We start from the raw sequence: 20,715 nt of genomic DNA on the forward strand, positions 1-20,715 counted from the left end.
AATTAATCCGAAACATCTCAAAAACTGGTTTACTAATTGCTGCTACTGTACCTCATAACATCCGGAAGTGCTGTATCTATGGATAATGGTGCAAGATATTAGACTAAATGAACCGCGAAGGCGCGAAGGACGCGAAGGAGGAGAAAGAAGAAGATGCAGTTCTTCCTTCGCGCTCTTTGCGTCTTCGCGGTTCGTTCAAATAATTAAAAAGCGCTATAATAATTAACAAGTAATGACGAATGACGAATAACTATGGTGCAATTAACGGCAAAAATCTCTGCTAATGAGTTAGCAAATTTGGCTGTAGATTTGATTCGTAAAACAGGTTGCGAGTACGGTGATGTGCGTTTTTGCACTTACCGAAGGCAGAATCTTTACGCGCGCGATCGATCTTTAAGTCAACTGTCAGATAATGTAAGTTCCGGTTTTGGCGTGCGAGTGCTTCTAGACGGCGCTTGGGGGTTTGCCGCCAGTCACAGCAAAACACCCGCAGAGGTTGCAAGAATAGTCGCTTTGGCTGTAGAAATCGCTAAAGGCAGCCGCTTGACTCAAAAGGAACCGGTGCGGTTAGTGCCGGTCGAAAAATATGTCGATACCTACATTACTCCCATCGCCATTGACCCTTTTTCGGTACCAGTTGCTGATAAAGCGGAACTGCTGCTAACTATCAACGAGAAGCTGCTAGCACACGGCGCACAAGGCATCAAAAAAGCTGATTCTTTTTTGCAGTCCAGCCGCGAAGACAAGGTTTTTGCTTCTACAGAAGGCTCGCTAATCGAACAAACAATCTACCGCAGCTATCCGGGCTTTGACTGTACGGCAATTGCGGGCGGCGATGCCCAAAGTCGCAGTTACGAACGCCCGCCACTTAATATCGGTTACGAACATATTAATCCCGATGATTTGTTGAGTCAAGTTGAAAGAGTTGCTGCCGAAGCTATTGAGAAAGTCCGCGCTCCTAAAATCCCTGCTGGTATTTGCAAATCCCTGATTCTTAAGCAGACAAATTTGTTTTTGACAATCCACGAATCAGTAGGACATCCAACTGAATTAGACCGGGTTTACGGCTACGAATCTAATTTTGCTGGCACGAGCTTTGCTACTACTGATAAGTTAAATAAACTGCAATACGCTGCACCTTGGGTGAATTTTAAGTGCGATCGCACTCAACCGGGCGGCCGCGGTACAATGGGTTACGATGATGAGGGCGTTAAATCACAAGATTGGTACGTTGTCAAGGATGGAATTTTAGTTGATTATCTCACTGACAGAGAGACGGCTTATCGCCTCGGACGCGGTAGCAGCAACGGTTCTGCTTACGCTGACAGTTGGTCGAGCGTGCCGATGGTGAGAATTCCCAATTTGGGATTGGAGCCGGGCCCGGATGGCGGCAGCCATACTGCTACTTTGGCAGAGATGATTGCTGATACGGAAGACGGGATTTTAATCGACGGTATGGGTAGTTATTCGATCGACCAGCAGCGGCGCAATTTTCAATTCGGCGGCGATGCTTTTTGGAAGGTGGAAAAAGGTAAAGTTGTCGGTATGTTGAAGGATGTAACTTATCAGGCGATGACTACTGATTTCTGGAATCAAATAGATGCCATCGGGCCAGCTTCGGAGCTGGTTCAGTGCGGTACGAATATATGCGGCAAGGGCGAGCCGATGCAGGTTGCTCAGATGACTCACGCTTGTGTACCGGTGCGAGTGAGGAATATTCAAATTGGGTAATAGGACATGGGACATGGGGGATCGGTTCTTAGTTATTAGTTAATTGCTAACAATGTCCAATTTGCAATGCCCAATTTGCAATGCCCAATTCGCGCCCAATTCGCAATGCCTAATTACAAATCATGATTGTAACAACATCGCCCGCACTTTTAAGTGAAGACCAAGCCTTATCTGTAGTAGAAAAAGCAGTCAAACTATCCAAAGCAGAGGAAGTATTTGTCAGTCTCTCTACTGGCGAAGAATCTCTTTCCCGCTTCTCGGAAAATCAAATCAGTCAAAATATCAGCAAAACTGTATTTAGCCTGAGCATTACTAGCTATTTTGGCAACAAAAGCGCCTCTGCTGCTGTTACAGAATTTGATGAAGATGCGATCGCCTCCGCAGTCAAGCGATCGGAAGAATTGGCCCGAATTGCGCCTGCAGACCCCGAATGGATGCCGCTGCTGCCGCCTCAAACCTACGATTTGCGATCGCCCGCATTCGACGCAGCAACGGCAACTGTATCGCCTCTAGCACGGGCCGAAATGGTGCAGCAAGCGTGCGCCAGATCCTCCCAGGGGGGCGCTCATGGTTCGGGCACTTTGAGCACTGAGGCGTCGCTGTACGCGATCGCCTCGTCAACCGGACTCCGCGCCTGCAACCAGTCTACAAAGGCGGATTTCAGCTTTACTGCTCGCGTTGAAGACGGTTCTAGTTGGGCTCAGAGCACTGCTTGGAGTATCAACGAATTGCCGATCGCCCAATTAGCAGAACAAGTGCTCGATCGGGCGATCGCATCCCGCAACCCGCGTCCCATCACTCCCGGCGTTTATCCGGTAATCTTTGACGGCGCTGCTTTTGCGGGCTTGCTACCGTGGGTGATTTGGGGGCTGGATGCGAGGGCGGCGGATGAGGGGCGATCGTTTATGTCGATCGCCGATGCAGAGGGAAAACCAGCGGGAAACCGCGCCGGGGAACAACTTTTTAGCCCGTTAGTGCAAGTGCAGCGCGATCCGGCTCATCCTTTGTTGCGATCGAATACTTTTTTCGGCGACGGATTGAGCAATAACTATTTGGAAATCATCAAAGATGGCGTGCCTCAAAGTTTGTCTTATTCCCGCTACTGGGCCGCACAAAAAGGCAAAGAGGCAAAAGGTGCTTATTACCCGATCGTAATGACCGGCTCAGACCAAAGTTTAGCAGATTTAGTTGCTCAAACCGAGCGAGGAATTTTCGTCAGTCGAGCTTGGTACGTGCGCTACGTTAATCCGAAAACCTTGGAAGTAACGGGAATGACTCGCGACGGTACTTTTTGGATTGAGGATGGCAAAATTGCTTACCCGATTAAAAACCTGCGTTTCAATCAAGTTTTACCTGATATGTTGCGCGATGTGGATGCAGTTAGTGCGGTGAAGCGTTACGGCGGTAGTGTCGTGCCCGGAGTGCGCGTGAAAGCTTTTAATTTCACGAGTATTACTGACAGTTTGTGACTTGCAAGGGTGAGGTGCGCGGAAACCCACCCGGATGAGTCGGAATTATTCAGATCTCTATTCTCTTTATCAGCGTAAATCCGCGTTAATCTATTGTCATCTGCGGTTCGAGAATTTATCTTTTTTTAAACCGCAGATACAGGCAGATAAACACAGATTAACGCAGATGAATGAACTCAATTTCGGTTGCACCGCCCGTGATTGTTGACTGTTGACTCGATTTTACAATTCCGATGGTACCGGATTTGATATAATTTAGGGCGATCGAGAAAAACCAATTCCCAATTCCCAATTACCAATTATCAATGAATCAATACTTTGCTACAGTTGCGCGCGGATTAGAAACTATTGCCGCCCAAGAATTAGAACGTTTAGGGGCGCAGGATGTTAAGCCAGATTTTACTGGGGTTTACTTTGCGGGCGATCGCGCTTTATTGTACCGCGTCAATCTGTGGTCGAGAACAATTTTTCGAGTCCTAATGCCGATCGCCGAATTCCGGTGTTACAACTCGGATATGCTCTACCGCGAAGTGCAAAAAATCCCTTGGGACGAATACTTAGATCCCGACAATACTTTAGCAGTAAACTGCACCGGTGGCAACGAAAACTTGAACCACACTCACTTTACAGCTTTGCAGGTCAAAAATGCGATCGCCGACCAACAGCGCCTTCAATTTAACAAGCGTTCTAATGTTGATGTAGAGCATCCCGATTTGCTAATTAACATTCACATTCATCAAGATAGAGCTATTTTAAGTTTAGACAGTTCGGGCGGCAGTTTACACCGCCGGGGATATCGACCGGCGATGGGGCTTGCTCCCCTCAAAGAAACCCTAGCTGCCGCTTTGTTGGAGATGGCAGAATGGACGCCAGATTTGCCGTTTTTAGACCCGATGTGCGGTTCGGGAACTTTGCCTTTGGAAGCGACCTTAAAGGCCTTGAATATTGCACCGGGATTGTTTCGAGAAAATTTTGGATTTATGACTTGGCGGGATTTTGACGAACCTTTGTGGGATAAATTGTGGGCAGAAGCGGAAAATAGTGAGTTACCGGAGCTTAAAGAGGTGATTGCAGGGTGCGATCGCGATTCCGATATGTTAAGCCAAGCTCGCACGAACGCGCAGCAAGCTGGTATTTCTGGTAAGATTCAGTTTGCTCAAACCGAGTTATCTCAGTTGGAAGCACCAGCAGACAGAGGTGTTCTGATTTGCAATCCTCCTTACGGAGAGCGCCTGGGAGATGCTAGCGAATTGGGAGATTTGTACAAGATGTTGGGGGATATTTTCAAGAATCGTTTTAAAGGTTGGAATGCCTTTATTTTGACTGGAAATAAGGAGTTGGGTAAAAAGGTGGGACTCAGGACATCGCGACGAATTCCGGTTTTTAATGGCTCGATTCCGTGTACTTTGCTCAAGTATGAACTGTATTAGGGGATGGGATATGGGAAAAACAGCGCTAATGACCAAGCTACTGCAAAATTGGATAACCAAGAAAGACCTGCAGCTATGGTAGAATTGCTCCGGCTACAGTTAAGTTGAGCGTTTTGATACTGCTTGAGAATCATTTTTATTCACAGCTTCTAAGAATATGAAATCAAAATTTATAGTGTGGGGTGCGATAATTTTTAATATATTAAATTTAATAGTCGTACTCTGTCCTTATTCTTTAGCTGGTGTGGATATTGACTTATGGCTGGGATTATTTGGTATGGTTTTTGGGGTAATTTATGTATTTTATATAGCTTTCAACAGAACCAAGATTTTAGAAGATGTTCCGAATTTAGCGCCGAAAACTGTCAATATTTCTTTGATTATTTCGTGCTTGACATTAAGTTATTATATTTATATTAAATTACCGGGAACTTTGATTGTTTCCGTGATTGTTGGAGGAAGAGGAGACATCGTACAAGTTGTACCATCACCCAATCAATTAAAATCTATTTATTGCTACTACAACGGAGATTTAATGTTAAACGATCGCGATGATACCACAGGGTCATGCGGTCTCAGGTTAAGATACAAGTTAGTCCCTTTTATTGAAAAAAAAATTTACTCTTATGACGGGCAAGAGCTTTATTTTAGAGTAAACGAACATGAAAACGAACCTAATGTGCCCCCTTTGCCTATGAAGAATACAGGTGACAAAACAAAGGCACTAATAGTAAAGGAAAAAAAGAATATCTGCCGAATTAAATGGCTCAACAATAATCAAATTCAAATACCGACTGGGGAAATTTTTTCACCTTGATCGGAGGTGTGTCACCGCTCATCCCTCCAGCGGCAAAAAAGAAACGTGAGCGGAAACAATCTTCCACCCTTGGGGAAACTTGCGCCACATCTGACTCTGCCGCCCCAGCCGCACCACTCCATCCATCACACGACGAAATTCCAGCGTCACAGCCGCCGTGTCTGCATCGAAAGTCACGACTTTGAGGTTGAACATTTCTCGATCGACATTTACAGGCGATCGTCCTTTGCGAAAAGCCCTCACCTCATCGCTCCCGTACAGGTTCTCCGTCACCCCAAACCGCACGACTTCCGGCGCATCCCAGAACAAATTATCGAGAGTTTCAATATCATTCGTACAAAGAGCTTTTTCGTATTTTAAATATAGTTCAGTTAACTCAGCCACCACAGCAGAATCATTGATAACAGTCATGAATTGTAGATTTTAAAACTCTTAACTTTCACAACTTTTGTTGGCAATAAGGACTTTATTCCTTATTGCCAACAAAACTAATTACTGGAAATTAATGCTCAATTTTGAGCGAAATAATCTTGTCACCTTGGCGGATAGCATTGACGACAGACATATCCTCAGTTTTGCCAAAAGTTGTGTGCACTCCATCTAGATGAGACTGGGGAGAATGGCAAATAAAGAATTGGCTACCACCCGTATCTTTACCTGCGTGAGCCATCGATAAAGTTCCTGCCAAATGTTTGTTGGAGTTAATTTCGCACTTGATTTTGTAGCCGGGGCCGCCTGTTCCATTGCCTTTTGGACAGCCACCTTGAATCATAAAGTTAGGAATGACTCGGTGAAAGGCCAATCCATCGTAAAAACCTTTTTCCGCCAAATCAACAAAATTCTTCACTGTGTTAGGCGCATCCGCATCGAACAATTCCAAATTGATTGTGCCTTTGTCGGTTTCCATAATAGCGCGGGTCATGATTTTTCCTTGCTTTCTAAAATGAGTGTGTTGCCTGCGTTTTAATTGCGGACTTCGCTTTTATAAGGACAGGTTTAAAACTGTCGTTATATTGTGGCTTTCAGAAGTGTAGCATATTCGCGCAACTCTCATAGGACTTATGTGTGCTTTCTGAGGAAACCCGGTTTATTGCGAGATTTCTGGTTAGCAAAGCCAATATTTTCCCAGACACCGGGTTTGTTACCCTCAGTCATATTTTAATTGTTGGTCACTTGCGGGTGATCGGGTTCTTCCTGAATATCGCTCATATTAAAAATGAAAGGAACCCGACTCGAACCTGCGCCCATAACCAGCACTTTTGGCATCTGAGCCCCCCCGCTTCTCCAAGCTTCGATCGCCTCTTTTTGCAGCACTAAATCGCCGCCTTGAGCCTTCAAAGTTTCAGCCAAAAGTCTTTGAGCTTCCGCCCTACCTTGAGCGCGGTTAATATCAGCTTGAGCCTGTTGTTCTGCTTCCTGAGCCACATAAACAGCCCTTTGCGCCCGCTGTTCCGCAACCTGTTTCTCCTCAACCGCTTTCGCAAAATCTGTGGAGAATCGAATGTTAACAACGCTCGTATCGAGCACTATTACATCATACTTTGATAGCCTCTCCTTCAGCGCAGTATCAAAGTCTCGCTTCAGTTCACTTCTTTGAGTAATAGATTGTTCGGCGGTTCTCAGTGCAGCGGCTGTCTTAAATGCTTCTTGCGTCTGAGGAGCAATAATTTTTGAGACTATATTCTCCAAAGTTCCTTGAGTCCTTCTGATCTCCACTATTTTCTCAGGATCGAGGCGAAAGTTGATCGCAAAACTAGCATTTAAATCCTGAAGGTCTTTAGTAGCACTCTGGGCGGGAACTTCAAATTTTTGCACTGTTACATCGTACACATCTACCTTGGATATTAGCGGGGGTCTGAGGTGAAACCCCTCTAACAATGCTCCATCTGTGGCTTTTCCTAAAACGCTGACCACCCCTGCTTCGCCTGGATTGATGACGACAAAAGAGTTTAAACCGATGAGTAGCGCGCCTACTAATAGAATCCCAGCGATTGCTGATGATATGCTCTGAAAGCTTTGAGTTTTCAACTTACACGCTCCTTTGTTCTCATTCCATTATAATGGTTAAATAGATTCGGTCGCCTCTCAAGTCTAAAATCTAAAATTACAATCTAAAATGGATGGGGTTGCCTCGGAAATCTCAAATATATAATGGATGGGCTGATGCTCAAAATTGTTAAATATCCTAGAACTTATCACATCGAAGGTTCGCGTTTCCAACCAGGCGATGAAGACCTCGACAGCGTGCCATTTAGCGCCCTGAGCGATCGCCCGACAGTGATTGAAGAAAAGGTAGACGGCGCTAATACAGGCATCAGCTTCGCACCAGATGGACAAATGCTGCTGCAAAGTCGCGGCCACTATCTCACCGGTGGACCGAGGGAAAAACATTTTAACTTATTCAAACAGTGGGCTTTCAGTCTCAGCGGAACCCTGGGAGAAGTGCTGGGAAATCGCTACATTCTTTACGGCGAATGGCTTTATGCCAAACACACTGTTTTTTATGATTTTTTGCCGCACTATTTTATGGAATACGACGTGCTCGACTTAGAAACCAGTCAATTTCTGAGTACAGAATCTCGCCGCCAGTTGTTAAGCGGACTGCCGTTGGTGTCCGTTCCCGTGCTGTTTTCTGGAGTGCTGAAATCGCCCAAGCAAATGATGCAGTTTATGGAAAAATCTCATTTTATTCAACCCGGACATTTGGAACGATTGCGTTTGTACTGCGGCGAATTGGGATTAGATGAAGAGCGGTGTTTAAAAGAGACTGACAAGAGCGAGATTAGGGAAGGTTTGTATATTAAAGTCGAAGAAGATGGCATAGTAAAAGCGCGTTACAAATACGTGCGTGCCAGTTTTTTGACAGCTATTAAAAATGCAGAAGGACATTGGCTAAATCGCCCAATCATACCCAATCTTCTGCGTCCAGGCACCGATTTATTTAATTTTAGTTAACCAGCAGGTGAATTTATGAATGCACTGTTATCGCCATCGGCAACTTGGACTTTTCCCTTTTGTCCCGAACCGCCCGATTGGTTTCTGGATTGGGACAGCATTCAAAATCATTTCGATTGGATTCAAAACTTAAGAGGATGTCAGCAAGACCCGATTTATCACGCCGAAGGAGACGTTTTAATTCATACCAGAATGGTCTGCGAAGCATTAATATCTTCCCCGAATTGGCGGCAATTACCCGAAAAAGAACGATCGATACTTTTTGCGGCCGCTTTGCTGCACGATGTCGCCAAACCAGCCTTTACAAAAATAGAAGCCGACGGCAGAATTAGCTCAAAAGGTCACGCCCGCCAAGGTGCGAGAATGGTCAGACAAATTTTATCTCAATTCGAGCCGCCAGTGCAGTTTGAGATTCGCGAAACAGTGGTGGCGATCGTCAAATTCGGCAGTTTACCCATCTGGCTGATCGACAAACCCAACCCCCAGCAGTCTGTAATTAAAGTCAGTCAAGTTGTCCGCTGCGATTTCCTCGCACTTTTAGCCGAAGCAGACGTGCGCGGCCGACAGTGTAGCGACAGACAAGAATTGCTCGATAAAATAGAACTATTTCGGGAGTTTTGTGAAGAAAATAATTGTTTGGATTCTCCCCGACTGTTTCCATCAGCACACAGCCGATTTATCTACTTCCGCAAAGAGAACGGAAATCCCGATTACGAAGCATTTGACGATACTCGATGCGAAGTAATCTTGATGTCTGGCTTGCCGGCAAGCGGTAAAGATTATTGGATTCTGGAAAATCTTCCAGATTTGCCGGTAATCTCGCTGGATGCACTGCGGAAAGAGATGAACGTCCCTCCCGACGAAACTCCCGGCAATGTAATAATGGAAGCCAAAAATAGAGCGCGGGAATATATGAGAGTGGGGCTTTCTTTTATCTGGAATGCTACCAACACTACTAAACAAATGCGCCAGCAATTAATTAATTTTTTTGCCGATTATCAAGCGCGAATTCGCATTGTTTACCTGGAAGTTCCTTTGGAGGAAGTATTGCAGCGGAATCGATCGCGCACAGTAACCGTACCGGAAGCAGTCATTCGCAAGTTAGCTGCCCGACTGGATATTCCAGACATCACAGAAGCCCATCAAGTCGAGTGGATTGTGAGCGATCGCCCTTAATAGTGCCAATCCAACCGCGATCGCTCTTATTTCTTCAACGCGCTACCAACTCCTTTTTCCCTAAAAGAGAATCGTCATAATGCGCCAACAAATCCGCAGGGTGATCGTAAATTTCCGCAGCATTTGCCAGCGAAGCATCATCGAAACCTCCGCACCTAAAAGCAATTACTGGCACCCCGCACTTGCCCGCAGCTTCGATATCGTAAGGAGTATCAGCTAACATCACAGTCTGACTTGCTTCCATCTGCAATTTGCTCAAAGCAGCTTCCACAATATCCGGTTCCGGTTTAGAAGCTTCCGCATCACTCGATGTCGCCGCTTGCGCTTGATCCAATAAATCGTCAACTTGTGCAGCTTTCAGCAAACCGGAAAGTTCTTCGGTGGTAGCTGAAGTAGCAATAATTAGCCGCAATCCTTCTTTCTGCATTTTTAACAGCAAATCCCGCGAACCGGGGGTTGGAGAAAGCTCAGGAGAAAAGCGGTTAATAATCAGTTCTTTACGCCGCTGTGCAATCTTTTTCCCGTCGCCTTCTTCGTCGGAAAGTTCTGATACCATTTTGGGTATAACTTTGTCGCCTCCCATGCCAATTAGCGGGCGAACTTTCTCGAACGCCACGTCGTAGCCGTAAGCAGCAAATGCCTCTACCCAAGCTTGAGCGTGGGCGTCATTGCTGAGCGTCAGAGTACCGTCAATATCGAGAATTACTGCTTGCAATTGCATAACTTATTAGTGGTTAGTTATTAGACTTATTGTCAAAACCTGGTGTCTAGTAAGGACTGAATTCCCTAACTAACTAATTAATTAGCTAATTAGCGAGTAAAGTTCTTACCACTAACCAAAGGTTAGTAGTAAGAACTTTAGTTTTTGTTAGGTTGGGAGTAAGCACTTTAGTCCTTAATTATTTAATTAGTCAATGGTGGACTGGCAAGCTTACTATTAACTTTTTGATGGGCTATTTCATGCCGGTGCCGTGCAATTTTGGTTCGGGCGGCGGCGGTACTGGTTCTGGCCCTAACGGTTGGGGATTGGCTACATATTCAAACTCGCCTTTGCCGTCCATTGATTTGCCTTTCGCCCAGCGTCCCTCGCTACTTTCGGTACCTTCAGAATGATTCCAAAACTGATAAGCAAATTCGGACTTTTCCAACTCCTGCGGGAAGGAACTCGGAACGGGCGTTGTTTCCATTCCCGAACTTTCTAAATCTTCGATCGCCGCCAGCCACAAATTTTGGTGCATCGTGTCGCGGGCGATCATAAAACTGAGGGTGTCTTTCACGCCGGGATCGTTTGACATTTCATACATCCGCACAGCCTGCAATCTTCCTTGCGATTCGGCGTGCAAGTTTGAGCGAAAATCTGCTAAAAGATTGCCGCTAGCAACGATATAACGGCCGTTCCAAGGATACCCTACGCTGTCGCTAGGAAGTGCGCCCAAACCCGATACAATTGCGTGCTGCGGATTCATGCTGTCGGCGATCGCATCTCGCGGGCTGTTTCCCCCCATCACAGCACCCACCACAGCATCCTTGAAACCTTCTTCTTGCATAGATACAGGAGCTTTATCTAACAAGTGAGCAATCATAGTTGCTAGCATCTCGATATGCCCGATTTCTTCTGTACCGACATCAAGCAACATATCGCGATATTTAGCTGGGCCTCGGCAGTTCCAACCTTGAAATAGGTACTGCATCATCACGGTCATTTCGCCAAATGTACCGCCAATTAGTTCTTGTATTTTCTTGGCGTAAACGGCATCTGGCTTTTCTGGTCTTTTGTAATACTGTAGTGGCTTCTTATGGTAAAACATGGAGAATTCCTACCAGAGGTTTTTGATCGACTTTCCTTATTTGTAACGCTGCCAGTGAGGCAGGGAATCAGCTTTTAGTCATAAAGAAATTCAATCAAATCCGGTTATTTCTATCACTTTGGTTTAATGCGGTTTCTCGCGCCCGCGAACTAAAGACCATATTAAATTTGGTCGATCGTACATTCTATTTAAACAAACACAGCGCTGTGTCCTCCGGGTGTCAAAAAACACGTCAAAACCGCCCTCCTGCAGGGGGTTTAGCCCCTATCGGAGAGCGGTTTTTTGGGTTGAGCGGACACCTATGTGTGGTGTCCATCCCCCTAGCTTCGAGTCCCCCCCTTGTTAAGCGGGATTGGGAGAATCAGTTGAATCAATGAGTTTGATAATTTTCCTCAGTCCAACAGCGCGGTAGAGCTTCACCGGAAGGAAACACTAAATTACTCTTGGGAAAAGTTGCTGTCTCTTGCTCTTCTTGACCAGCTTGATTTTTTCCCGGCACTTCATTTTTTGTAGGGCTGAGTAAAGCCTCTACATCGAGGATTTCTATCAAGTCGCCTGATTCTTTTTCTTGTAAAAGCATGGTTTTTCCTTGAAGGGTAAATGCGAGTTAGGGTTTGAGGACAACTTTGATACAGTTGTCTTTTTTGTTGAGGAAAATCTCGTAGGCGTGGGGCGCTTCATCCAATTTCATTCGGTGCGTAATTACGAATGACGGGTCAATTTCGCCTTTTTGAACGCGATCGAGCAAAGGCCGCAAATAGCGGTGAACGTGCGTCTGTCCCATTTTCAGGGTCAAGCCTTTGTTGAAAGCTGCACCTAAGGGCACTTTGTCTACGAAGCCGCCGTAAACGCCGGGAATTGAGACTGTGCCACCTTTGCGGCAAGCTACGATCACTTGTCGCAGGGCCGTAGGTCGATCGGTCTCCAAGCGCACGGCTTGCTTGGCTTTGTCGTACAAAGCGTCGAGACCGGTGCCGTGGGCTTCCATTCCTACAGCGTCGATGCAAGAGTCGGGTCCGCGTCCCCCCGTCATTTCGGTGACGGCTTCCCCAGCGTCCATTTCTTCGTAGTTAATGATTTCAGCTTTGGCCGCGGCCGCCATTTGCAAGCGTTCGGGTACGCGGTCGATCGCAATTACTCGCTCGGCCCCCAGCATAAACGCGCTTCTGATCGCAAATTGTCCGACCGGCCCGCATCCCCAAACAGCTACAGTATCCCCCGGCTGAATGTTGCAGTTTTCGGCCGCCATGTAACCGGTAGGAAATATATCGGTGAGAAACAATACTTGTTCGTCCGAAAGTCCGTCGGGAATTTTTAAAGGGCCGACATCTGCAAACGGAACCCGCGCGTATTCTGCTTGACCTCCTGCATACCCGCCCGTTAAATGCGAGAAGCCAAACAGTCCTGCCGGCGAATGACCGTAGAGTTTTTCAGCCAATCCTGCATTGGGGTTGGAGTTGTCGCACAGCGACCACAAATCGCGGTTGCAAAAAAAGCAACTGCCGCAAGAAATAGTAAAAGGAATGACGATGCGATCGCCCTTTTTTAAGTTCTTGACTTCGCTGCCGAGTTCGACTACTTCCCCCATAAATTCGTGGCCCATGATGTCGCCCGATTGCATTGTCGGGATGTAGCCGTTATAAAGGTGCAAATCTGAGCCGCAGATTGCTGTAGACGTGATTTTAACTATTGCATCGCGCGGGTTGATAATTGTTGGGTCTGGTACATTATCAACTCGCACATCATTTGCTCCGTGCCAGCAAAGAGCTTTCATTATTTTTTTTCCTCTAGTTAACTACTAGCTAGCAGATTTTTGATTCTAAATCTTAAATTTACTACGCCGATAAATTATCTGCTTGGATGTTTTAATTTTAAGCATATAAAATATATTCTCTCTCTATCCGAGGTATAATTTATAAATCTATCTTCCGGCTGTTTTCAATAACAAAAATGTAAAGTTTATCCTCCAACTAAAGTGCAGGAGATTTCCCATTGTTCTGTTAACCACCAACAGTTATAGCAACCACGCCCGACGGTTAGGACGCTCTTAATTGCTGAAATCCTTGCTTCTTCCTTCTGCCATAACAGCTAACAGCGAGATGGATGAGATTGTTTTTGTCGATCGGCGATCGCTTTCATCTCACAAAAAATAAATTTTCTCACTTAATCTCACTAAAGCCGATGTCTTGGCTCACTTTAGATAAAAAGCGACCAAAAACTTCTCAAGTAAAAGCGGGTTTATTGATTATTAAGTAAAGTGCATGACTTTTGTATCGCTCCACACTCCACCGGAATCAGGAGAATCACGCACCCTGCTTAAGGATGATTAATAGTCAAATATTGTATCATTAGTTATAAATAAAAGCCGAGCTTGCGGTAAAGTTGTTAAAGATTAAAATTTATCGATCGCCTTTTATGCCTTACACTGCATCTACCCCAACAGACCCCAATCAAGCCAACATCCGCAATGCCGACCACCGCCTACTAGAATTCACCAAGCTAACGCCGATGATGCAGCGGTATGTGGAAGTGAAAGAACAGTATCCCCACGCACTTTTATTGTTTCGAGTCGGAGATTTCTTTGAGTGTTTTTTCCAAGATGCAGTTACGATTTCGCGGGAATTAGAACTTGTTTGTACGAGTAAAGAAAGCGGCAAAGAAATCGGCAGAGTGCCGATGACAGGAGTGCCACACCACGCCCTCGATCGCTACACGTCAATGTTAGTAGAAAAAGGCTATGCTGTGGTAGTTTGCGACCAAGTGGAAGATGCCTCGATTGCTGCTAAAGAAGGCCGCCAAGTCAAGCGAGAAATTACCCGCATTCTCACTCCCGGAACTTTGACTGATGACGGAATGCTCAAACCCAGACAAAATAATTTTTTAGCAGCAGTCGTCATTGCTGGGGAACATTGGGGATTAGCTTATACAGATATTTCTACGGGAGAATTCGTCACTACCCAAGCAGACAGTTTAGAACAATTAACCCTAGAATTGCTGCGCTTGCAGCCTTCGGAAGTCTTGGTACCGACTAATGCGCCGGATTTGGTGACTATGTTGAGACCCGGAGAGAAATCCGAGCATTTACCAGAGTGTTTGCCGAATTCGTTTTGCTATTCTTTGCGATCGCAAATTCCGTTTAGTTTGTCCGAAGCAAAACAGAGAATCCTGCAAAAGTTCAAAGTGCGATCGCTCGAAGGCATGGGATGCGCGCACCTTTCCCTCGCAGTCCGCGCCGCCGGCGGTTTGCTGCAATATCTCGAAGAAACTCAAAAGGAAAAAGCAGTTTCTTTGCAAAGATTGCACACTTACACTCTCACCGATTTTCTCATACTCGACTACCAAACCCGCCGCAATCTTGAAATTACTCAAACAGTGAGAGATGGGGTTTTTCACGGTTCGCTGCTGTGGGCTATTGACAAAACCAGCACCGCAATGGGAGGCCGCGCTTTGCGCCGCTGGGTGCTGCAACCTTTGCTCAGCATTAAAGGCATTGGCGCCCGACACGACACGATTCAAGAATTAGTAGAAAATAACGCCCTGCGCCAAGATTTGCAGCAGTTGCTGCGCCAAATTTACGACATAGAAAGACTGACCGGCCGCGCTGGTTCTGGAACAGCTAGCGCGCGGGATTTGGTAGCTTTAGCTGATTCTCTGGGAAAACTGCCGGCATTAGCCTCGATCGCAGCCCAAGGGATCTCGCCCTATTTGAAAGCGCTGCAAAATGTACCGCCAATTTTAGAAGAATTAGCCACTAAAATTCACGCTCATTTAGTTGATGAACCGCCGATTCATTTAAAAGAAGGAGGTTTGATTCGAGCGGGAATCAATCCCATGCTAGATGAAATGCGACACACTGCATCAGCCGACCAAGAATGGATTGCAAATTTAGAAGCAACTGAGAGAAAACGCACCGGAATTTCTAATTTAAAAGTAGGCTACAATAAAGCTTTCGGCTATTACATCAGCATTACCAAATCGAAAGTAGACCAAGTGCCGAAGGACTACACCCGCAAGCAAACTCTCACCAATGAAGAACGTTATAGCACTGAAGAATTAAAAGAAAGGGAAGTGCGAATTCTGACAGCGCGGGAAGATTTAAATCAATTGGAATACGATATTTTTGCTCAAGTGCGATCGGAGGTAGGAGAACACGCCGAAATTATTCGCAACGTTTCCCGCGCCGTGGCGGCGGCCGATGTTTTGTGCGGTTTGGCAGAAGTAGCAGTTTACCAGAATTACTGCCGCCCGACTATGACAGAAAGTCGGGAAATTAAAATTATTGAAGGTTGTCATCCTGTGGTGGAAAAGTCTTTGCCGCCGGGATTTTTTGTACCTAATTCTGCTTTTTTGGGTCGGGAAGAATCGTTAAACCGCCCAGATTTAATTATTTTAACCGGGCCGAATGCTAGCGGGAAAAGCTGCTACTTGCGGCAGGTGGGTTTGATCCAGTTAATGGCGCAGATGGGTAGTTTTGTGCCGGCGAAAGCTGCGAGTTTGGGAATTTGCGATCGCATTTTTACCCGCGTCGGTGCAGTAGACGATTTGGCAACGGGTCAATCTACGTTTATGGTGGAAATGAACGAAACTGCAAATATTCTCAATCACGCGACGCCGCAATCATTGGTTTTGTTAGATGAAATTGGCAGGGGAACGGCGACGTTTGACGGACTTTCGATTGCTTGGTCTGTGGCAGAATATTTAGCAACTGAGATTCGGGCGCGGACAATTTTTGCGACTCACTATCACGAGTTAAATGAGTTAGCTTCTATTTTAGATAATGTCGCAAATTATCAGGTGACAGTGAAAGAATTGCCGGATAAAATCGTATTCTTGCACCAAGTTCAGCCGGGAGGTGCTGACAAATCTTACGGAATTGAAGCGGGGAGATTGGCCGGTTTGCCGCCGTCGGTGATTGACAGGGCGAGACAGGTGATGAAGCAGATTGAGAAACATAGCAAAATTGCGATCGGGCTGCGGAAAGGTGTTAAAAAAGATGGTAAAAAAGAGTGTGAGGGCGAACAGTTGGATATTTTTGATGATTGAAATTTCCGGTGGGAAAAAAATTTGTAGTAACTTCTATATTCCACCATTTTCAATAAGCCTTTCAGGGGCGGGCAGGATGCCCACCCCACAAGAAAATTTAATTTTTGTGGAACAGGCATCCTGCCTGTTCTTGAGCATGGTGCAAGATCTCAGTTACTACTTTTACTACAAACCAGGAACTCTCCAGCAACTCTAACGCCCATTTTGCAACTTTCTTACCTCTTTGTGCACGCTCATCCCAATTTCTAAAGCCTCATTTAGCAACCGCCCGTATTCAGTCGCCCGATCGCTCACATCCAGCGCCATCAAAGCAGCCAAATTACTTTCAATATTAGCAAATAGCTCGTAACGGCGGCCGATAAATTGCTGATTTTCCCTAAGAATCCTTTCTGTTTTCAAAGCACAAACTAAACTTTCTCTAGTAATTTTTAATGCTTCAATTGCATCTCCTCGGTTAATTAAATTGGCTTGTAAATTGCCAGCAGCCGTTAGGCGATCGATAATATCTAAAGCCTGAATTACCTCATGATACTTCTCAACTTCATCCAGCAGACCCGCCAGCGTTGCCAGAGGCTTGGCCTTAACCCATTTATAGACATTCCAAGCAAGAGTAATCGCCAGCGACAAACCCAAAGTTATTTGTAAAACCCGGACAAATATCTCAGCATCGCTAAATGAACCAACATTAGGTTTATTAGCCAGTAAAGCAACAGGCAGCGAAACAACTAATGTCACACAAAATATCAGCAACTCATTCAACAAAAGAGAAAACAGCTTTTTGCCGTCCCGTAATGCAGCAGGTCGGTAAAAATCCGCTGCAAAACCGTCGCTCAAAGCTATTCCGCTCAAATCCTCCAACTCCTTCTCAGGAATTTTTAACTGTTCCAAATCCGCTTGTATCACTCTTTAAAATCTCCTTAAATTGGGATTAATTACGATCCTCCCAGAGACATAATTGATTGCCACAGACTCATATAAAAATTGCTGTCTCGGTTTCGGAACAGTTGAAAAGCTTGTCCCGGTGCGCCAAAAAACGGTCTTAGCGTCCATCCCAATTGACTGCCAACAAACGCATAAAGTCCCAACCAGAAGCGCAAAATATTTAGCCTGATGTCTTTGCCTTCCGCATCTTGTTCTGAAAGAAAGTGCATTCCTTGATAAATGAAACTTACTCCCAAAAATCCTGTGATTGCCATGATAGCAACATTCAGCACCAGATAAAAATTGTAATTGGTACTGCTTATGAGGAAAAACAAACTAACAGGTGCAAATCCAAACAGCAAAACGCTAATCATCGCCATCGCTGTCATCAACAATGTCAAATACTGCTCAAAAGTTCGTTTTGAACCAAACATGACATTAAAAAAGTAAAGTGTGGGAAAGCAGATAATCAGCGTCAGCAAGTAAAGTGCTGGCAACTTAATTGCTGAAACCAGACATTGCATCCACGTACTAGATGCACCTAATATCGCTCCGTAAATGCCAAAAAATAGGGTACTAGAAATCAACAAACCGAAAATTTTAGATTTGAGCTTGACACCTTGGCGAATTTCTTCGAGAAACTGTTGCCGTTCCCGCAGCAAATACATTACTACTGAAAAATATTTCACGGGCCCTCCTTGTGACTGATGCGACTCCGAATCAGTCATAACTCAAGCTGAGTTCGATCGGCAATCTTGTCAAATCAGGGCACTCTATGTTAACCACTTATTCTTGCAGATACAGGGCTTACACAGAACCTAATTATGTAGGGTGCTCTTGGGCCGCGCACCTTACCGCTATTAACTATCGGCTGGATATTTCTAGTCAAATTCTAGTCACATTGTCTCCAAATTGTATCCAAAAAGGTCATTTGATAGTCATTTCGTAGTCATGTGATAGTCATTTGATAGTCACTTTGACCGCCGAATCAGCCTTATTCTGGGCAATAAAAAACCTCAAACCGTTGATTTCTCGTTGGTTTGAGGTTCTTATAGGCTCAAGCGGGCAGCGGGAATCGAACCCGCATAGTTAGCTTGGAAGGCTAAAGTTTTACCACTAAACTATGCCCGCGCACAGAAACTAAACATACCACAAGCCTCTGGGAATTGCAATAGGCCTGTGCAAAAATTTTGAAGACCTCCCTCACAGTGGCTGAATCGGGGCTGAATCGGGACTTGCGGGTCGATCGCCCCCTCGCCCCAAAAATCCCCGTCTCCCATGCTGCGTAAGACTTTACGGGTGGAAATAATCGTAAATTTGCTGCGCCAGACGCGGGCCAATCCCAGAAACTTCTGCCAACTGTTCGGTAGTCGCTAAACGGAGGTAGTCGATCGACCGAAAATGTGCCAACAATTGTTTTTGTCGGTGGTGTCCCAATCCGGGAATTTCATCAAGACGCGATCGCTTCATTCTCTCGCTTCTTCGATCGCGGTGAAAACTCACAGCAAATCTGTGCGCCTCATCCCGCACCCGGCGCAATAATTGTACGCCCGGTTGCTCAGAATTGGTTGGCAGTGGCAAAGATTCCCCCGGCAAAAATATCTCCTCTCGCTGCTTTGCCAAACTAACAACGCGCAACTCTTCTAGCAAATTCATCTCCCGCAAAACAGCCACAACTGCTGACAGTTGACCTTTGCCGCCATCTATCATAATTAAGTCGGGTTTGTCGGAAATAGTATGAGAAACCGAGGATAAATTGCTGATTTCTGCCGATTCTTCTAAATCGCTAAATCCATCTTCCATCTTGCCTGTTTCTTCTTCCTTCAATCCTCGGAATCGGCGACCGATAACTTCTGCTAAACTAGCAAAATCATCAGAATGACCAGATTTAATTTCAGGATTTTTAATTTTGTAGTGGCGGTAGTGTTGATTGGCGGGCAAACCGTCAATAAATACGACGCGGGAAGCTACGGCGTCAGAACCTTGAATGTGAGAAATATCGTAACCTTCAATGCGGCGAGGAACTTCAGGCAAATCGAGAATTTCTGCTAAATCTTCCATTGCTTGAGAATTGCGATCGCTCAATCTTTGCATTCTCGCCAATTCATACTCAGCATTGCGTTCCACCATCTCAATCAACTCAGCCTTAGTTTGCCGCTGCGGCGTCAAAATCGTAACTTTTCGTCCCTTACGGTTGCTCAACCAATCTGCTAATATTTCCGCTTCTGGCAATTCGTACTGCACTGAAATTTCGCTGGGAATTTCTACAGATTCGACATTTTGATAGTGTTCTTCCAACACCCGCTGCAAAATCGCTCCGGCCTCTACCCCCCCTTGCCAAGGGGAGGAGGAAAGAGAAAGCTGAGATAACTCTTCCCCCCCCGATTGTAGGGGCGGTGCCCCCGTGCCCGCCCTGGGTTGGGGGGATATTTCCGCCATAAATCCCAATCTTCCGACCAATTGACCGGCACGAATTTGGAACAATTGAACGCAAGCGTGCTGGGTGTCGGCCGCAAGTGCGATCGCATCTCTGGAAACCGTATCGTCAGGCAAAGACACTTTTTGACCCGCACTCAAAGACTGCAAACCCTTAATTTGGTCGCGAATGCGCGCCGCCGTTTCAAAGTTTAAATCTTCCGCCGCTTGTTCCATTTGTGGCGCTAACAAAGCGAGCAATTCCTCAGTTCTTCCCTGGAAAATCATCGCTACTTTTTGGATGATTTTTCGATATTCTTCCGGCGAAGTTAACCCTTGACAAACTCCAACGCAGCGCCCGATGTCGTAGTTCAAACAGGGACGGTCTTTAAACAGCGGTTGAGGGCGCTGCCGCAGCGGGAAAATTCGCTTAATTAAATGTAGCGTACTCCGCAGCGCCCCTGTATCGACGTAAGGGCCGTAATAGCGGTCTTTTGCACTACCTGCGCGGCGTTTGCGGGTGATAAAAATGCGCGGGTATTCCTCCGACCAAGTTATACACAAATAAGGATATTTTTTATCATCTTTGAGGAGGACATTAAAGTAAGGTTGGTGCTGTTTTACGAGGTTTGCTTCTAACGCTAAAGCTTCCGCTTCTGTGTCGGTGGCGATGAATTCAATTTCGCGCACTTGCTGCACCATCATCGCGATGCGGGGACTGAGATTTTGGCTTTCGCGGAAGTAGGAACGGACCCGGTTTCGGAGTTTTTTTGATTTGCCGATGTAAAGGATGCGATCGCTCTCGTCTCGCATTAAATATACACCCGGAACCGCCGGGATTTCTTTGAGGCGACTTTCTAGGCGTTCCGAGTCTTTTACTAACGGCAGAGTTTTTGTGGATGGCATTGCAAGCTATCTCAGCAAAATAGAGACTGATTGTACACTCTTTT

17 protein-coding genes and 1 tRNA gene are annotated in these 20,715 nt (G+C 45.8%); 7 read left to right on the plus strand and 11 right to left on the minus strand.

What is annotated here, in order from left to right; genetic code table 11:
- Nucleotides 1-252: 252 nt before the first annotated feature.
- The 4 genes from QUB14_RS09370 (at nucleotide 253) to QUB14_RS09385 (ending at nucleotide 5,447) form a co-directional block, all read left to right on the plus strand.
- The gene (locus QUB14_RS09370; protein ID WP_333219058.1) at nucleotides 253-1,731 is read left to right on the plus strand and encodes a TldD/PmbA family protein; all 1,479 of its coding nucleotides are present in this window, start codon (nucleotides 253-255) and stop codon (nucleotides 1,729-1,731) included.
- Nucleotides 1,732-1,853: 122 nt separating this feature from the next.
- On the plus strand, nucleotides 1,854-3,200 hold the full coding sequence (locus QUB14_RS09375) for a TldD/PmbA family protein (RefSeq protein ID WP_333219056.1): 1,347 nt from the start codon (nucleotides 1,854-1,856) through the stop codon (nucleotides 3,198-3,200).
- 305 nt (nucleotides 3,201-3,505) lie between these two features.
- A complete protein-coding gene (locus QUB14_RS09380; RefSeq protein WP_333219054.1) occupies nucleotides 3,506-4,630 on the plus strand; it encodes a THUMP domain-containing protein in 1,125 nt (374 codons plus the stop codon).
- Nucleotides 4,631-4,787: 157 nt separating this feature from the next.
- On the plus strand, nucleotides 4,788-5,447 hold the full coding sequence (locus QUB14_RS09385; RefSeq protein WP_333219052.1) for a hypothetical protein: 660 nt from the start codon (nucleotides 4,788-4,790) through the stop codon (nucleotides 5,445-5,447).
- An 18-nt stretch (nucleotides 5,448-5,465) separates the two neighbouring features.
- Here the strand turns inward: QUB14_RS09385 and hpxZ are convergent, their stop codons facing one another.
- From hpxZ to QUB14_RS09400, 3 genes are all read right to left on the minus strand, one after another.
- Nucleotides 5,466-5,858: an oxalurate catabolism protein HpxZ gene (gene hpxZ / locus QUB14_RS09390; RefSeq protein WP_333219050.1), complete on the minus strand. Its 393-nt coding sequence runs from the start codon at nucleotides 5,856-5,858 to the stop codon at nucleotides 5,466-5,468.
- A gap of 91 nt (nucleotides 5,859-5,949) precedes the next feature.
- Nucleotides 5,950-6,369, minus strand: coding sequence for a peptidylprolyl isomerase (locus QUB14_RS09395; protein WP_332982885.1), 420 nt, complete (start codon nucleotides 6,367-6,369; stop codon nucleotides 5,950-5,952).
- Nucleotides 6,370-6,605: 236 nt separating this feature from the next.
- Entirely contained in the window at nucleotides 6,606-7,475 is an 870-nt protein-coding gene (locus QUB14_RS09400) for a prohibitin family protein (protein WP_333219048.1), read from the minus strand.
- Between the two features lie 135 nt (nucleotides 7,476-7,610).
- On the opposite strand from QUB14_RS09400, the gene QUB14_RS09405 reads away from it, so the two are divergent.
- Both QUB14_RS09405 and QUB14_RS09410 read left to right on the plus strand, forming a co-directional pair.
- Complete coding sequence (locus QUB14_RS09405; RefSeq protein ID WP_333219046.1) at nucleotides 7,611-8,402, plus strand: RNA ligase family protein; 792 nt, start codon at nucleotides 7,611-7,613, stop codon at nucleotides 8,400-8,402.
- 15 nt (nucleotides 8,403-8,417) lie between these two features.
- Complete coding sequence (locus tag QUB14_RS09410; RefSeq protein WP_333219044.1) at nucleotides 8,418-9,578, plus strand: AAA family ATPase; 1,161 nt, start codon at nucleotides 8,418-8,420, stop codon at nucleotides 9,576-9,578.
- Nucleotides 9,579-9,612: 34 nt separating this feature from the next.
- Here the strand turns inward: QUB14_RS09410 and QUB14_RS09415 are convergent, their stop codons facing one another.
- The 4 genes from QUB14_RS09415 to QUB14_RS09430 all read right to left on the minus strand — a co-directional run bounded on the left by QUB14_RS09415 (nucleotide 9,613) and on the right by QUB14_RS09430 (nucleotide 13,160).
- Nucleotides 9,613-10,299 carry an HAD family hydrolase gene (locus tag QUB14_RS09415; protein WP_333219042.1) on the minus strand — a complete coding sequence of 229 codons (687 nt, stop codon included), beginning with the start codon at nucleotides 10,297-10,299 and terminating at the stop codon, nucleotides 9,613-9,615.
- A gap of 232 nt (nucleotides 10,300-10,531) precedes the next feature.
- Nucleotides 10,532-11,386, minus strand: coding sequence for a manganese catalase family protein (locus QUB14_RS09420; RefSeq protein ID WP_333219040.1), 855 nt, complete (start codon nucleotides 11,384-11,386; stop codon nucleotides 10,532-10,534).
- A gap of 370 nt (nucleotides 11,387-11,756) precedes the next feature.
- Nucleotides 11,757-11,966 carry an acetyltransferase gene (locus tag QUB14_RS09425; protein ID WP_333219038.1) on the minus strand — a complete coding sequence of 70 codons (210 nt, stop codon included), beginning with the start codon at nucleotides 11,964-11,966 and terminating at the stop codon, nucleotides 11,757-11,759.
- Nucleotides 11,967-11,993: 27 nt separating this feature from the next.
- A complete protein-coding gene (locus QUB14_RS09430; protein WP_333219036.1) occupies nucleotides 11,994-13,160 on the minus strand; it encodes a zinc-dependent alcohol dehydrogenase in 1,167 nt (388 codons plus the stop codon).
- Between the two features lie 641 nt (nucleotides 13,161-13,801).
- Here QUB14_RS09430 and mutS point away from each other — a divergent pair.
- Nucleotides 13,802-16,429, plus strand: a complete 2,628-nt coding sequence (gene mutS, locus QUB14_RS09435) for a DNA mismatch repair protein MutS (protein ID WP_333219034.1) — start codon at nucleotides 13,802-13,804, stop codon at nucleotides 16,427-16,429.
- A gap of 192 nt (nucleotides 16,430-16,621) precedes the next feature.
- Here the strand turns inward: mutS and QUB14_RS09440 are convergent, their stop codons facing one another.
- From QUB14_RS09440 to uvrC, 4 genes are all read right to left on the minus strand, one after another.
- Nucleotides 16,622-17,332 carry a hypothetical protein gene (locus QUB14_RS09440; RefSeq protein WP_333219032.1) on the minus strand — a complete coding sequence of 237 codons (711 nt, stop codon included), beginning with the start codon at nucleotides 17,330-17,332 and terminating at the stop codon, nucleotides 16,622-16,624.
- A 29-nt stretch (nucleotides 17,333-17,361) separates the two neighbouring features.
- Entirely contained in the window at nucleotides 17,362-18,039 is a 678-nt protein-coding gene (locus tag QUB14_RS09445; RefSeq protein WP_333219030.1) for an actin-binding WH2 domain-containing protein, read from the minus strand.
- A gap of 371 nt (nucleotides 18,040-18,410) precedes the next feature.
- Nucleotides 18,411-18,481 (minus strand) — tRNA-Gly (locus QUB14_RS09450).
- Between the two features lie 162 nt (nucleotides 18,482-18,643).
- Nucleotides 18,644-20,671 (minus strand): excinuclease ABC subunit UvrC, encoded by a 2,028-nt coding sequence (gene uvrC / locus QUB14_RS09455; RefSeq protein ID WP_333219028.1) that lies wholly within the window; start codon nucleotides 20,669-20,671, stop codon nucleotides 18,644-18,646.
- Between the last annotated feature and the right edge of the window lie 44 nt (nucleotides 20,672-20,715).

Source organism: Microcoleus sp. B3-D2 (genome assembly GCF_036705345.1).
Taxonomy (GTDB): domain Bacteria; phylum Cyanobacteriota; class Cyanobacteriia; order Cyanobacteriales; family Microcoleaceae; genus Microcoleus.

Excerpts from the sequence above, each read along its gene's own strand:
- QUB14_RS09370 (WP_333219058.1), top strand. The coding sequence starts at position 253 with ATGGTGCAATTAACGGCAAAAATCTCTGCTAATGAGTTAGCAAATTTG.
- QUB14_RS09375 (WP_333219056.1), top strand. The coding sequence starts at position 1,854 with ATGATTGTAACAACATCGCCCGCACTTTTAAGTGAAGACCAAGCCTTA.
- QUB14_RS09380 (WP_333219054.1), top strand. The coding sequence starts at position 3,506 with ATGAATCAATACTTTGCTACAGTTGCGCGCGGATTAGAAACTATTGCC.
- QUB14_RS09385 (WP_333219052.1), top strand. The coding sequence starts at position 4,788 with ATGAAATCAAAATTTATAGTGTGGGGTGCGATAATTTTTAATATATTA.
- hpxZ (WP_333219050.1), bottom strand. The coding sequence starts at position 5,858 with ATGACTGTTATCAATGATTCTGCTGTGGTGGCTGAGTTAACTGAACTA.
- QUB14_RS09395 (WP_332982885.1), bottom strand. The coding sequence starts at position 6,369 with ATGACCCGCGCTATTATGGAAACCGACAAAGGCACAATCAATTTGGAA.
- QUB14_RS09405 (WP_333219046.1), top strand. The coding sequence starts at position 7,611 with ATGCTCAAAATTGTTAAATATCCTAGAACTTATCACATCGAAGGTTCG.
- QUB14_RS09410 (WP_333219044.1), top strand. The coding sequence starts at position 8,418 with ATGAATGCACTGTTATCGCCATCGGCAACTTGGACTTTTCCCTTTTGT.
- QUB14_RS09415 (WP_333219042.1), bottom strand. The coding sequence starts at position 10,299 with ATGCAATTGCAAGCAGTAATTCTCGATATTGACGGTACTCTGACGCTC.
- QUB14_RS09420 (WP_333219040.1), bottom strand. The coding sequence starts at position 11,386 with ATGTTTTACCATAAGAAGCCACTACAGTATTACAAAAGACCAGAAAAG.
- QUB14_RS09425 (WP_333219038.1), bottom strand. The coding sequence starts at position 11,966 with ATGCTTTTACAAGAAAAAGAATCAGGCGACTTGATAGAAATCCTCGAT.
- QUB14_RS09430 (WP_333219036.1), bottom strand. The coding sequence starts at position 13,160 with ATGAAAGCTCTTTGCTGGCACGGAGCAAATGATGTGCGAGTTGATAAT.
- mutS (WP_333219034.1), top strand. The coding sequence starts at position 13,802 with ATGCCTTACACTGCATCTACCCCAACAGACCCCAATCAAGCCAACATC.
- uvrC (WP_333219028.1), bottom strand. The coding sequence starts at position 20,671 with ATGCCATCCACAAAAACTCTGCCGTTAGTAAAAGACTCGGAACGCCTA.